Raw genomic sequence first — 13012 nt, 5'->3', positions numbered from 1 at the left:
CGGCATTCACCGGCCCTGGACGGCGCAGCGCACCGATCCCAGCCGGTTCGGGTCTTCCCCCGACCGGCGCGTGATGAGCGCGGCGTTGTCGGTGGTCATGGCGCAGGCATGGACACCGACGGTGATGCCCTCGCGCGCGGCGGCATTGCCGGTGTCGAACGCCAGGCGCCAGCGCCCTTCGGCGGGCGCGCGGAACAATGCCACCAGTCCCAGCACGCCGGAACCGTCGGACATCGTCTCGTCGAGCCGGTGGCGCGCGCCCGGCAGCAGGACCACCTCGCTGCTCGAGAGCAGGTCCGCGCCCAGCGCGGCCTGTTCGCCGGCCGAGTCGAGGAAGGCCGAGTACGGCGCCTGCTCGAAGCGCTGGACGCTGCGCAGGTGATAGATCTTAAGGATGACCGCGCCCGGGCGCTTGTCGTTGCCGGCGTTGAGGTTGCTGCCGGCGAACAGGTTCACCGGCACGGTCACCGGCTGTGGCGGCGGCGCCTCCTGCAGGCCGGTGGCCTGCAGGGTCTTGCGCACCATGCCGCCGACCGATCCCCCTCCGCAGCCGGCCAGCAGCACGGCCAGCAGGAGCGGCAGCAGCGCCGCGACCGGCAGCCGTTTCATGCCTGGGAAAAGGGGAGCATCGATGGGCTGCGGCGGCGGTCGGGACCCGGCAAAAGCGCTTGGCCCAGACCGCCTGCTGTCGACTTCATGTCGCATCCATTTCTCCGCCGAAAACTTGACGCATCCCGAGGGCCTGGACTATACCGTCTCTTTCAGGTCGCTGTACAATCCTGGCATGATGGGCAATGGACTGCTTGGCCTTGCAGTTCCATGAGCTCGCGCTTGCAATTGGCTAGTTCTAAAGGAATCGGTAATGGACGTTAGGAAGGGATCGGCTGTTTTCAGGCCTGTATTCGCCATCGCTGCGCTGGCACTGCTGGCCGGCTGCTCGGTGTTCTCGAAGAAGGACCCGCCGCCCGAGCCGACGAGCTTCGAGAGCCTGATGTCCCAGGCCGAGGACGCCGTCTCCAACGGCCTGGTGCCCGAGGCGCTGCAGCGCCTGGACGAGGCCAGCAAGGCCGACCCCACCCGCAAGGAACCCTGGGTCAGGACCGCGCAGCTGCAGTTCGACAAGGGCGACTACGCGCGGGCGATCGTGGCGTCCGAGGAAGTGCTGCAGCGCGATCCGGACGACCTGATCGCCGACGGCGTGCTGACCGTGTCGGGCCTGCGCATCGCCAACCAGTCGTTGCAGCGGCTGCAGGACCGCGGGGTACTGGCCTCGGGCACGGCCCGCCAGGAAGCCGAGGCGCTGGCAACGACGCTGCGCAAGACCATGGGCGACAGCGTGTTCCCGCAGGAAAAGCCGGCGGCGCCCGCGCCCCGGCGGCGTGCCGCCCCGGCGCGCCGCGCCACCGCCGCGCCCAGCACCGCTCCCGCGGCCACCGGCAATACCGAGCAGAAAAAACCTTCCTCTGATCCGTTCAAGAATCTCGGCGGCAACTGATCGCCGGATAGGCTATCCGCTTTTCCAAGGAGCAAAGATCATATGGGCAAGAAGGACAGCATCCAGAAGCGGCTGCAGAAGGTGAGGCCGCCGCGCGTGCAGTTGACGTACGACGTGGAGAAGGGCGACGCCATCGAGCAGAAGGAGCTGCCGTTCGTGGTCGGGGTGCTTGGCGATTTCAGCGGCAACCCGGAACAGCCGCTGGCCAAGGTCAAGGACCGCAGGTTCGTCAATGTCGACCTCGACAACTTCGACGAGGTCATGGAAGGCATGGCGCCCCGTGCGGTCTATCGCGTGCCCAACAAGATCAGCGACGAGGACGGCGAGTTCGCGGTCGAGCTGAAGTTCAAGTCGATCGAGGATTTCCGTCCCGAGGCCGTGGTGCAGCAGGTCGAGCCGTTGCGCAAGCTGCTCGAATCGCGTACCAAGCTCGCCGACCTGCGCAACAAGCTGGCCGGTAACGAGAAGCTCGAGGACTTGTTGACCGACGTGCTCAACAGTACCGAGCAGCTCAAGCAGCTCGGGCAGGAAACCCAGGAGAAGAATTGACATGGCTGCAGAAACCGCAAATGCCAGTGGCGGCGGCGGTGCCGCCGCGGCGGTCCAGGAACAGCCCGGGTTGCTCGACCAGATCGTCGAGCAGAGCAAGGTCGCCAAGTCCGAGAGCGAGCACCGGCGCGCCAAGGACCTGATCGCCGAGCTGGCCAAGGAGGTGATGGACGGCACGGTCGTCGTCTCCGACAACCTCAACCTCACCCTCGACGCCCGCATCGCCGAGCTGGACCGGATCATCTCCGAGCAGCTGAGCGCGGTGATGCATGCGCCCGAGTTCCAGCAGCTCGAAGGCAGCTGGCGCGGCCTGCACTACCTGTGCGAGCAGACCTCGACCGGCGCCACGCTGAAGATCAAGGTCTTCAACTCGCCGAAGAAGGACCTGGTGCGCGACTTCAAGTCGGCCATCGACTTCGACCAGAGCGCGCTGTTCAAGAAGGTCTACGAAGAGGAGTTCGGCACCTTCGGCGGCGCGCCGTTCGGGGCGCTGGTCGGCGACTACTACGTCGGCCGCCAGCCGGAGGACATGTACTTCGTCGAGCAGATGTCGCATGTCGCCGCCGCCTCGCATGCGCCGTTCATTTCGGCCGCCTCCGAGGACATGTTCGGCCTGGAGACCTTCACCGAGCTGGGCAAGCCGCGCGACCTGGCCAAGGTCTTCGACACCGTGGAATACGCCAAGTGGAAGTCGTTCCGCGACAGCGAGGACAGCCGCTACGTCGGCCTGACCCTGCCGCGCTTCCTCGGGCGCCTGCCGTACAACCCGAAGGACGGCACCACGGTCGAAGGCTTCAACTTCGTCGAGGAGGTCGATGCCAAGGACCATGGCCGCTACCTGTGGTGCAACACCGCCTACGCGATGGCGGCGCGGCTGACCAGCGCGTTCGAGGACTATGGCTGGTGCGCGGCGATCCGCGGCGTCGAGGGTGGCGGACTGGTGGAGGATCTGCCCACGCATACCTTCCGTACCGACGATGGCGAGGTCGCGCTCAAGTGCCCGACCGAGGTGGCGATCACCGACCGTCGCGAGAAGGAGCTCAGCGACCTGGGGTTCATCCCGCTGGTCCATTGCAAGAACACGGACTACGCGGCGTTCTTCGGCGCGCAGTCGGCGCAGAAGCCGAAGAAGTACAACACCGATTCGGCCAACGCCAACGCCATCCTGTCGGCGCAGCTGCAGTACATCTTCGCCGTCTCGCGCATCGCCCATTATCTGAAGGCGATGATGAGAGAGAAAATCGGCAGTTTCGCCTCGGTGCGGAATGTAGAGGATTTCCTCAACCGTTGGATCGCGCAGTACGTGCTGCTCGACGACAACGCCAGTCAGGAAGCCAAGGCGCAGTACCCGCTGAGGGAGGCGTCGGTTCAGGTTTCGGAGGTGCCGGGCAAGCCCGGTGTCTACCGCGCGGTGGCCTTCATCAGGCCGCATTTCCAGCTCGATGAGCTGTCTGTTTCGTTGCGACTGGTGGCCGAACTGCCGGCTGCCGCCAACAAGTCGTAGCGTTTTTTGTTGTTGCTCAGCGTCAAGGGACGGAGATCCCGGCAGTTGCAGATGACGCAATGTCCATCAGGACAGGCAAGAACGGGTGCCGGGTAGCCGGCCCCGCATTTCTCACGGAAGAACGGAACTTAGGAGACCAGATATGCAACACGCTTTCCTCACCATCGACACCATCAAGGGCGAGTCGCACGACGACAAGCACAAGGATTGGATCGAGATCAAGTCGTTCACCCAGGATGTGCTGCAGCCGCGTTCGGCCACGGCCTCCACGACCGGCGGTCAGACGGCGGCACGCGTCAACCTGTCGCCGATCGAGGTGGTCAAGTCGATCGACCTGGCCAGCACCGCATTGAGCCAGGCATGTGCCAACGGAACCACGTTCCCGAAGGCGCGTATCGAGTTCATGCGCGCCGACAAGGACGGCAACGCGATCAGCTACTACCAGGTCGAGCTGCTGAACGTGCTCGTCCATCGCGTTACCACCACCGTCGACGAAGACGGCATGCCGCAGGAAGTGGTCCAGTTGAGCTTCGGCGCAATCAAGTGGACCTACAACCAGCAGAAGCCGGAAGGTGGCATCGGGGGCAAGGCGGTGGCGCAGTGGAGCGCTACCAAGAACATCCCGAACTACACCGTCTGAGGTGGACCCTTGCGATGGCGCTTCGGCGCCATCGCATCCGGCAGCAGTGAGATGGACCCACGGAAGGGGACCATGCCGCGCGCCTCCTTGTTTTCTTGCGCAGCCAATCGCCCATAGGGATCGCGATGAAGGGACTCGAGCCAAGTCTGTTGGAAAAGCTGTTCGACGACGCACCCAAGTCCATGGTGACCGGGTTGGCCAATGCGGTGTCGCTGGAGCAGTTCAAGGAGTCGGTTGCGCGGGACCTGGAAGGGTTGCTCAATACCCGATCGGCGTTCGACGAGGTCGCGCTCGAAGGATTTCCCGAGTGCCGGCAATCGCTGATGACGTACGGTCTGGACGATTTCTCCGCGCTGAGCCTGGCCAACGGCTACGACCGGGCCAGGATCTGCCAGTCGCTCGAGCGCGCCATCGGCCGCCACGAGAAGCGCCTGCGCAACGTGCAGGTGATGCTCGAGAATGGCCAGCAGCCCGGCGGCGGACTGCATTTCTGCATCCATGCCGTGCTCAACGTCGAAGAGGCGCGCGAGCCGGTCAGTTTCGACGCGCTGTTGCAGCCCTCGACGCTGCAGTACCAGGTGAGCCGCCTGCGCAGGCAGGTCGCGGCCTGAAATGCAGGACCTGCTTCCCTACTACGAACGCGAACTGGCCTACCTGCGCCGCTACGGGCGCGAGTTCGCCGAGCGCTACCCGAAGATCGCCGGGCGCCTGCAGCTGTCGGCCGACGGCAGCCAGGACCCGCACGTCGAGCGCCTGATCGAGGCGTTCGCGCTGCTGGGCGCGCGCATCTCCAAGCGTGTCGAGGACGACTACCCCGAATTCACCGATGCCCTGCTCGACGTCCTGTACCCGCACTACCTGCGGCCGTTCCCCTCGTGCTCGATCGCGCATTTCGATATGGGTCCGGCGGCGGCGAAGCTGAGCGGGCCGGTACGCATCGCCCGCGGGACCTCGCTGCAGTCGCGGCCGGTGCAGGGCGTCAACTGCCGCTTCCGCACCGCCTACGACGTGGTGCTGACGCCGCTGGTGACCCGTGCCGCCAGGTACCGGGCCGTGGCCGAGACGCCGCTGGCCGTGGTCCTGCCTCCCGGCTGCGGGGCGCAGATCTCGCTGGAGTTCGAACTGCTGTCGGACCAGCTCTCGCTGGAACAGCTCGGGCAGTCGCTGCGCTTCTTCGTCGATGGCGAGCCCTCGTTCTGCGCGGCCATGCGCGATGCGCTCTCGCTCGAGGTCAAGGCGGCCTACGTCGAGGCCGATGGCAGCGGCCGCTGGCGCCGCCTGGATGCGGTTCCGCTCAGCCCGGTCGGGTTCGCCGAAGACGAGACGCTGATCGATTTCCCGCCGCGCTCCCATCCGGCCTACCTGCTGCTCACCGAATTCTTCGCCTATCCGGAGAAGTTCGGCTTCTTCGATCTCGCGCTCGCGCCGCTGATCGCCGGTGCGGCGCGCCGCTTCACCTTGCACCTGGTACTGCGCGCGGCGCCCGCCGACCGCGGCAACAGCCGCGTGCTGGAGGAGCTGGGCCGCGACAACATCCGTCTGGGCTGCACGCCGGTGGTCAACCTGTTCCCGCAGCAGGGCGAACCGATCCGCGTCACCCACCGGCAGACGGCCTATCCCATCGTCGCCGATGCGCGCCGGGCCTTCGCCTACGAGATACATTCCATCGACTCGGTGCACCGCATCCGGCAGTCGCCGCAGGGCGAGTCGATACAGGAGTTCCGCCCGTTCTATTCGCTGCGGCACGGCGAGGAGCCGGAACGTGCCGGGCAGTACTGGATCGCGCATCGCGACGAGGACGTCGCCCGCCACAGTCCCGGGCACGAGATGGAAATGACGTTCGTCGACCTGGAGTTCCAGCCGACGCAGCCCAAGACCGACGTGGTCAGCGTCAAGCTGACCTGCAGCAACCGCGACCTGCCGTCCCGGCTGGCCTATGGCGTCGCCGGCGGAGACCTGACGATCGAAGGCGGCTCGCCGGCGCGCGCCATCGGCCTGTTGCGCAAGCCGAGCCGCTCGGTCCGCTTCCGCCAGGGACGCGGCTCGCAATGGCGGCTGATATCGCACCTGGCGCTCAACCAGCTCTCGCTCGCGCACAACGGCCTGCAGACGCTGAAGGAAATGCTGCGCCTGTACGAGCTGGGCGACAGCGGCGTGACCTCGCGGCAGATCGAGGGCATCGTCGGGCTGGAATCGGAAGCGGTCACGACATGGCTGTCCGGCGAGCGCTTCGGTTCGCTGGCGCGCGGCCTGGAGATCCGCATGACCGTCGCCGAAAGCCATTTCGTCGGCACCGGCGTGGCGGCCTTCGCCCATGTCATGGACAGGTTTTTCGGCCTGTACGTGCATGCCAACAGTTTCACCCAGCTGGTGCTGCTCTCCAGCCAGACGGGTAAGGAGATCGTCAGATGTCCGCCACGAAGCGGCGAATCGATCCTGGCGTAGCCCAGCAGCTGTTCGAGCAGCCGCATCGCTTCCAGTTCTTCCAGGCGATGCGGATCCTCGAGCGGCTGTTGCGGCAGCAGGGCGGGCGCCAGTCGGATGCCATCGCCTTGTCGGTGCGTTTCCGCAATTCGCTGTCGTTGGCCTTCCCCGCCACCGAGCTCGATGCGCAAAGCGCGGTGTTCTCGCACGATGGCGAGCGCCTGCACGGCGAGGCCGCGGTAACGCATGCGGTCGAGACCGAAAGCCTGGGCGAGGTGCAGCTGACCGCGCACTTCATGGGGCTGCTCGGCATCGCCGGCGCGCTGCCGCTGCACTACACCGAGACGCTCGCCGAGCGCGAGCTGTATGGCCGCGACCGCGCGGCGCGCGCATTCCTGGACATCTTCTCCACGCGCGCGGTGGCCTTGCACTATGCCGCCTGGAAGAAGCACCGGCTGGCGCTGCAGTACGAGCTGGACCGGCGCGAGCGCTTCATGCCGCTGGTGATGTCGCTGGCCGGGCTGGGCTCGCGCACCCTGCACGATGCCCTGGTCGACGGCAGCGGCAACGTGTTCGACCAGGCGGTCGCCTACTACGCCGGGGCGATCCGGCAGCGGCCGGTGTCGGCTGCCGTGCTGCGCCGGGTGCTGTCGGACTACTTCCGCGCGCGCGTCGACGTCGAGCAGTTCGTCGGTGCCTGGTACAAGGTGCCGGCGGCGCAGCGGACGCGGCTGGGAATGACCAATGCGCAGCTCGGCAAGAGCGCGTTGTCGGGAGAGCGCATCTGGCAGCGCGACCTGCGCCTGCGCCTGCGCATCGGGCCGCTGGCGCGGCAGGCGTTCGACGACTTCCTTCCCGGCTCGGACGGCGCGCAGGCACTGGCGAAATGGCTGGCGCTGCTGACCGGCGCCGGGCTCGAGTACGAGGTGCGGCTGCTGCTGAAGCCCGCCGACATCCGCGGCATGCGCATGGCCGGCGACGCGGGCCCGCGCCTGGGCTGGGACAGCTACCTGTGCTCGCGCCCGCAGCACGAACCGCGTTCCGACACCACCTACCAGATCCGCACGATCCACTGAACCGAACCATCGGTGCGCGCCATCCTGCCGGGGCGCCGCCGCAGACCAAGCAAGGAGCACGGCACTTCGCATGAGCATCAACTTGAAGACCCTGATCAGCAAGCTCGACGACACCTGCCGGCAGGCCGCCGAGCGCGCCGCCAACCTGTGCATGGCGCGCGGCAACTACGAAGTGGACCTGGAACACCTGTTCCTGGCGCTGCTGGAGCAGCCGGACAGCGATTTCGTGTTCATCCTCAAGCGCAGCGGCGTCTCGCCCGAGTCGCTCGAACGCGACCTGGGCAACGAGGTGGAGCGCTTCAAGACCGGCAACAGCCGAACCCCGGTGTTCTCGCAGCACCTGCCGCGGCTGTTCGAGCATGCCTGGCTGATCGCCTCGCTCGACTCGCAGACCACGCGCATCCGCAGCGGCCACCTGCTACTGGCGCTGCTGACCGACCCGGACCTGTCGCAGCTGGCCTATCGCGGTTCCAAGCTGTTCGTGAAGCTCAAGCTCGACGAGCTCAAGCACGACTTCGCCAAGCTCACCGAGGGTTCGCAGGAAGCGGCGCAGAGCCTGCGCTTCGCCGATGCCGACGGCGGTGGCGAGCAACCCACCGGCGAGGCGCCGCAGGAGGCGCCGGCCCAGGGCGGGCTGTCGAAGACGCCGGCGCTGGACCAGTTCACCACCAACCTCACCCAGCGCGCCCGCGATGGCCAGATCGACCCGGTGATCGGCCGCGACGGCGAGATCCGCCAGGTCATCGACATTCTCATGCGGCGTCGCCAGAACAACCCGATCCTCACCGGCGAGGCGGGCGTGGGCAAGACCGCCGTGGTCGAGGGCCTGGCGCGCCGCATCGCCGCCGGCGACGTGCCGCAGGTGCTGCAGGGCGTGGAGCTGCACGTGCTCGACCTGGGGCTGCTGCAGGCCGGCGCCAGCGTCAAGGGCGAGTTCGAGAACCGCCTCAAGGGCGTGATCGACGAGGTCAAGAAGAGCCCGCATCCGATCATCCTGTTCATCGACGAGGCGCACACGATGATCGGCGCCGGCGGCACCGCCGGGCAGAACGACGCGGCCAACCTGCTCAAGCCGGCGCTGGCGCGCGGCGAACTGCGCACCATCGCTGCCACCACCTGGAGCGAGTACAAGAAGTACTTCGAGAAGGACGCCGCGCTGGCGCGGCGCTTCCAGGTGGTCAAGGTGGAGGAGCCGAGCGAGCCGCTGGCCGCGGCGATGCTGCGCGGCATGGTGCCGCTGATGGAGCAGCACTTCGGCATCCGCGTGCTCGACGAGGCGGTGACCGAGGCGGTGCGCCTGTCGCATCGCTACATCAGCGGCCGCCAGCTGCCGGACAAGGCGGTCAGCGTGCTCGACACCGCCTGCGCCAAGGTGGCGCTCGGCCGCAGCGCGACGCCGGCGATCATCGAGGACACGCAGCGCTACCTGGAGCGCCTGCAGGCGGAGATCGGCGCGCTGGAGAAGGAAGCGGCCGGCGGCGCCGGCCAGCACGCCGAGCGCCTGGCCGAGCTGCGCCAGGCGCAGCAGGAGGCGACCCGGGTACTGGCCGACAACCAGGCGCGGCTGGAGCGCGAGCGCGCGCTGGCCGACGAGATCGTCGCCCTGCGCGCGCAGCTGGAACAAGCGCTCCCGGCGCCGGCCGCGGCCGAAGAAGCTGCGGCACAGGCCAAGCCCGCATCCAAGGGCGGCAGGAAGAAGGACAAGGCCGCGGCCGCGCCGCTCTCGCCCGACCACGAGCGCCTGCAGGCGCTGCAGGGCGAGCTGCGCCAGCTGCAGGGCGAGACGCCGATGGTGCCGCTGCAGGTCGATGGCGGCGTGGTCGCCGAAATCGTCTCGGCCTGGACCGGCATCCCGCTCGGGCGCATGGTCAAGGACGAGATCCGCACCATCCGCAACCTGCGCAACCTGCTGGCCGAGCGCGTGATCGGCCAGGACCACGCACTGGAGGCCATCGCCCAGCGCGTGCGCACCGCCACCGCCAAGCTCGAGGACCCGAACAAGCCGCGCGGCGTGTTCATGTTCGTCGGCCCGTCCGGCGTGGGCAAGACCGAGACCGCGCTGGCGCTGGCCGACATCCTCTACGGCGGCGAGCGCAAGCTGGTCACCATCAACATGAGCGAGTACCAGGAGGCGCACAGCGTCTCCGGTCTCAAGGGTTCTCCCCCCGGCTACGTCGGTTACGGCGAGGGCGGGGTGCTGACCGAGGCGGTGCGGCGCAATCCCTACAGCGTGGTGCTACTGGACGAGGTGGAGAAGGCGCATCCGGACGTGCTGGAGATGTTCTTCCAGGTGTTTGACAAGGGCGTGATGGACGATGCCGAAGGCCGCGAGATCGACTTCCGCAACACGCTCATCATCCTCACCTCCAACGTCGGCTCCTCGCAGATCATGCAGGCGTGCCTGAACAAGCCCGCCGAGGATCTGCCCAAGCCCGACGACCTGGCCGAGGCGCTGCGTCCGGTGCTGATGCGCAGCTTCAAGCCGGCGTTCCTGGGACGCATGAAGGTTGTGCCGTATTATCCGATTTCCGACGACGTGCTGGCCTCGATCATCGAGCTCAAGCTCGGCCGCATCCGCGACCGCGTCGGTGCCAACCACAAGGCCGCCTTCCAGTGGGACCAGCCTCTGCTCGAGGCCGTGCTGGCGCGCTGCACCGAGGTCGACTCCGGCGCGCGCAACGTCGATCACATCCTCAATGGGACGCTGCTGCCGGAAATCGCCGAGACGGTGTTGGCAACGATGGCCGAAGGCGGCAAGATCGATGCGATCAAGGTCACCGCCGGCAAGAACGGAGCTTTCCGCTACAAGGTTTCATGACCCGCCGTACTGAATGACAAGGAGGAAATACCCATGGATTTCTATGGTTTCGATCGTGCCAACGCCGTTGCCCGTTGCGACAGCCTGTCGTTGGGGCGTGCAGGAGCGGATGTCGAACACCTGCGTGCCTGGAGCCGCCTGCGTCCCGAGCACGTGGTGGAACTGCTGGACACCGCTTCGGCCGATGCCCGCGGCGATGCCCGCAACCTCGCCGCACTGGTGTCGCGCGTGCCGTGGCGCATCCAGGTGCAGGCCGCGGCCCCGGGCAAGGCCAACCAGCTGGTCAGCAACGTGCGCGAAGTGACCCTGGCCGTGGCCGGGCGCGACTACAAGCTGCACTGCACGGAGGCTCCGTTCCTGCAGCTCGAGCGCATCACCCTGGCCGCCTGACGCAGGCTGCATTCGACCGGGCGCCGACAGGGGGCGGCGCCACGGCTTGGAAGCCAAGGAGTACACATGAATCCGGTCGACATCGTGTTGGCGTGTCTGCAGGCCGTGCCCGGGCAGCACGACCGACTGCTGCGCCTGCATACCGCCCTGGGGCCCTCCGCGCTGGTGGCCGAGACGCTCTCGGGCCAGGAATCCATCGACGGCGAAGGCTTCCGGCTGGAGCTGACGGCGCTGTCGGTGGACGCCGGGCTGGACCTGGATGCGTTGCTGGGCCAGCCGGTGTTGCTGGAACTGCTCACCGCCGAGTCGGCCACCGCGCTGCGGCCGTTCCACGGCCACGTCACCGCGTTCGAGCGGGTGGGCAGCAATGGCGGATTGGCGCGCTATCGTCTTGTGATCGAACCGTGGCTGGCGCTGCTGGGCCAGCGCGTGGACAGCTACGTGTTCCAGGACATGAGCGTGGTGGAGATCGTGGAGAGCGTGTTCTCCGACTACGCCGGCCAGGGCGCGCTGGTGCCGCGATGGCGCTGGGACCTTGCCGACCGCAGCATCTACCGCAAGCGCAGCCTGTGCACCCAGTACCAGGAGAGCGACCTGGCGTTCGTGCAGCGGCTGCTGGCCGAGGAAGGCATCTGCTACTGGTTCGAGCACCGCGGCGATGCCGGCGGCGAAGCACTGGGCGAGCACACCCTGGTGCTGGCCGACCACGGCCAGGCCTTCGCCGAGCTGGGGAGCGTGCGCTTCCACCGCGCCGATGCCACCGAGGCGGCCGACAGCGTGCAGCAATGGTCGGTGGCGCGGCGCTGGCGCACCGCCCGGGTCGCACGCGCCAGCTGGGACTACCGCAGCCTGGACCGGCGCCCGGTCGAAGCGCAGGTGCAGGCCCCCGGCGAACTCGCCGCCGAGGACGTGGACACCGCCGGCCCGTATGCCTGGCCGGACGCGGCCACCGGCGAGCGCCATGCCCGCCAGCAGCTGGAGGCGCAGCAGCTGCGCACGCATACCATCCAGGGCGAAGGCAGCTGGCGGCAACTGGCGGCAGGCGGTCGCTTCGTGCTGACCCAGCACCCACAGGCTGGGGACGATGGCTACACCTGCCTGCGGGTGTGGCACCGCGCCCGCAACAACCTCGGCGCCGAGGTATTCGACGCGCTGGAGCAGGCGCTGGGCACGGTGGCCGGTCCCGGCGCGCCGCTGCCCTCGACGCTGGCCGGCTGGCAGCAGGCGCCGCAGCTGGATGCCGAAGCGCCCGATTTCTACGAGAACGTGTTCGAAGCGCTGCCGGCGGCGCAGGCCTACCGCCCGCAGACCGAGGACGGCCACGGCCTGCGCCTGCACCCGCGGCCGAGCGTGCAGGGCACGCAGAGCGCGGTGGTGGTCAGCGACGGCGAGCCGCTGCTGGCCGACCGCGACAACCGCATCAAGGTGCAGTTCCCCTGGCAGCGTGGCGCCGACGCCAGCAGCGCGCAGGCGCATCCCGCCGGCGAGGACAACGCCCCGGGTCGCGGCAGCGCCTGGACCTGGGTGCGGGTGGCCACGCCGTGGGCCGGCGACAACTGGGGCGGGGTGATGCTGCCGCGCAAGGGCCAGGAAGTGCTGGTGGCGTTCCTGGAGGGCGACATCGACCGGCCGGTGGTGGTGGGCAGCGTCTACAACGGCCGCGGCCAGGCCGATGCGGCGCACAACCAGGTCGGCGGCGGTGGTGCCGGGGCCACCGGCAACGCGCCTTCGTGGTTCGACGGCAACGAGCATGCCGCGGTGTTCACCGGGTTCAAGAGCCAGGCGCTGGCGCACAGCCAGGACGGCAGCGGCGGCTACCAGCAACTGCGGCTGGACGACACCCCCGGCCAGGGCCGCGCGCAGCTGTCGACCACCCAGCAGCAGAGCACGCTGACGCTGGGCCACCTGAAAGGCGGCCAGGACAACGTGCGCGAGGGCGAGCGCGGCTACGGCACCGAACTGTCCACGCAGGCGCGCGGCAGCCTGCGCGCCGGCCAGGGCCTGCTGCTGAGCAGCGAGCCCGGCCGCCAGCAGCTCAGCGCCGAGCAGGCGCAGGCGCAGCTGGCCGAGGGCCAGCAACTGCTGCAGGCGCTGGCCGAGGCCGCGCGCGGGCAGC

General features: G+C 68.2%; 11 protein-coding genes. 10 read left to right on the top strand and 1 reads right to left on the bottom strand.

The features are described 5' to 3' along the window. Positions 1-6 precede the first annotated feature (6 nt). Positions 7-609: a type VI secretion system lipoprotein TssJ gene (gene tssJ / locus LRX76_RS15715; RefSeq protein ID WP_231806569.1), complete on the bottom strand. Its 603-nt coding sequence runs from the start codon at positions 607-609 to the stop codon at positions 7-9. Positions 610-862: 253 nt separating this feature from the next. On the opposite strand from tssJ, the gene LRX76_RS15710 reads away from it, so the two are divergent. The 10 genes from LRX76_RS15710 to tssI all read left to right on the top strand — a co-directional run. Beyond that, positions 863-1495 carry a hypothetical protein gene (locus tag LRX76_RS15710; protein WP_231806568.1) on the top strand — a complete coding sequence of 211 codons (633 nt, stop codon included), beginning with the start codon at positions 863-865 and terminating at the stop codon, positions 1493-1495. 42 nt (positions 1496-1537) lie between these two features. Further along, the gene (tssB, locus tag LRX76_RS15705; protein ID WP_231806567.1) at positions 1538-2044 is read left to right on the top strand and encodes a type VI secretion system contractile sheath small subunit; all 507 of its coding nucleotides are present in this window, start codon (positions 1538-1540) and stop codon (positions 2042-2044) included. 1 nt (position 2045) lies between these two features. Beyond that, positions 2046-3548, top strand: coding sequence for a type VI secretion system contractile sheath large subunit (tssC, locus tag LRX76_RS15700; RefSeq protein WP_231806566.1), 1503 nt, complete (start codon positions 2046-2048; stop codon positions 3546-3548). 142 nt (positions 3549-3690) lie between these two features. Beyond that, positions 3691-4188, top strand: a complete 498-nt coding sequence (locus LRX76_RS15695; protein ID WP_231806565.1) for a type VI secretion system tube protein Hcp — start codon at positions 3691-3693, stop codon at positions 4186-4188. A gap of 95 nt (positions 4189-4283) precedes the next feature. Further along, positions 4284-4799 carry a type VI secretion system baseplate subunit TssE gene (gene tssE / locus LRX76_RS15690; protein ID WP_231806564.1) on the top strand — a complete coding sequence of 172 codons (516 nt, stop codon included), beginning with the start codon at positions 4284-4286 and terminating at the stop codon, positions 4797-4799. 1 nt (position 4800) lies between these two features. Beyond that, positions 4801-6633, top strand: coding sequence for a type VI secretion system baseplate subunit TssF (tssF, locus tag LRX76_RS15685; RefSeq protein ID WP_231806563.1), 1833 nt, complete (start codon positions 4801-4803; stop codon positions 6631-6633). Continuing rightward, positions 6597-7688: a type VI secretion system baseplate subunit TssG gene (gene tssG, locus LRX76_RS15680; protein ID WP_231806562.1), complete on the top strand. Its 1092-nt coding sequence runs from the start codon at positions 6597-6599 to the stop codon at positions 7686-7688. Before tssF ends, tssG begins: the two co-directional genes overlap by 37 nt. Before the next feature lie 70 nt (positions 7689-7758). Next, entirely contained in the window at positions 7759-10506 is a 2748-nt protein-coding gene (gene tssH, locus LRX76_RS15675; protein WP_231806561.1) for a type VI secretion system ATPase TssH, read from the top strand. 33 nt (positions 10507-10539) lie between these two features. Further along, complete coding sequence (locus LRX76_RS15670) at positions 10540-10896, top strand: hypothetical protein (protein WP_231806560.1); 357 nt, start codon at positions 10540-10542, stop codon at positions 10894-10896. A gap of 66 nt (positions 10897-10962) precedes the next feature. Beyond that, positions 10963-13012, top strand: a 2050-nt coding sequence (gene tssI, locus LRX76_RS15665; protein WP_231806559.1) for a type VI secretion system tip protein TssI/VgrG, incomplete at its 3' end; no start/stop codon positions are given.

Source organism: Stenotrophomonas sp. MMGLT7 (assembly GCF_021168555.1).
Taxonomy (GTDB): domain Bacteria; phylum Pseudomonadota; class Gammaproteobacteria; order Xanthomonadales; family Xanthomonadaceae; genus MMGLT7.
The sequence above is the reverse complement of the archived record's forward strand: the minus strand, read 5'-3'. Positions and strand labels throughout refer to the sequence as shown.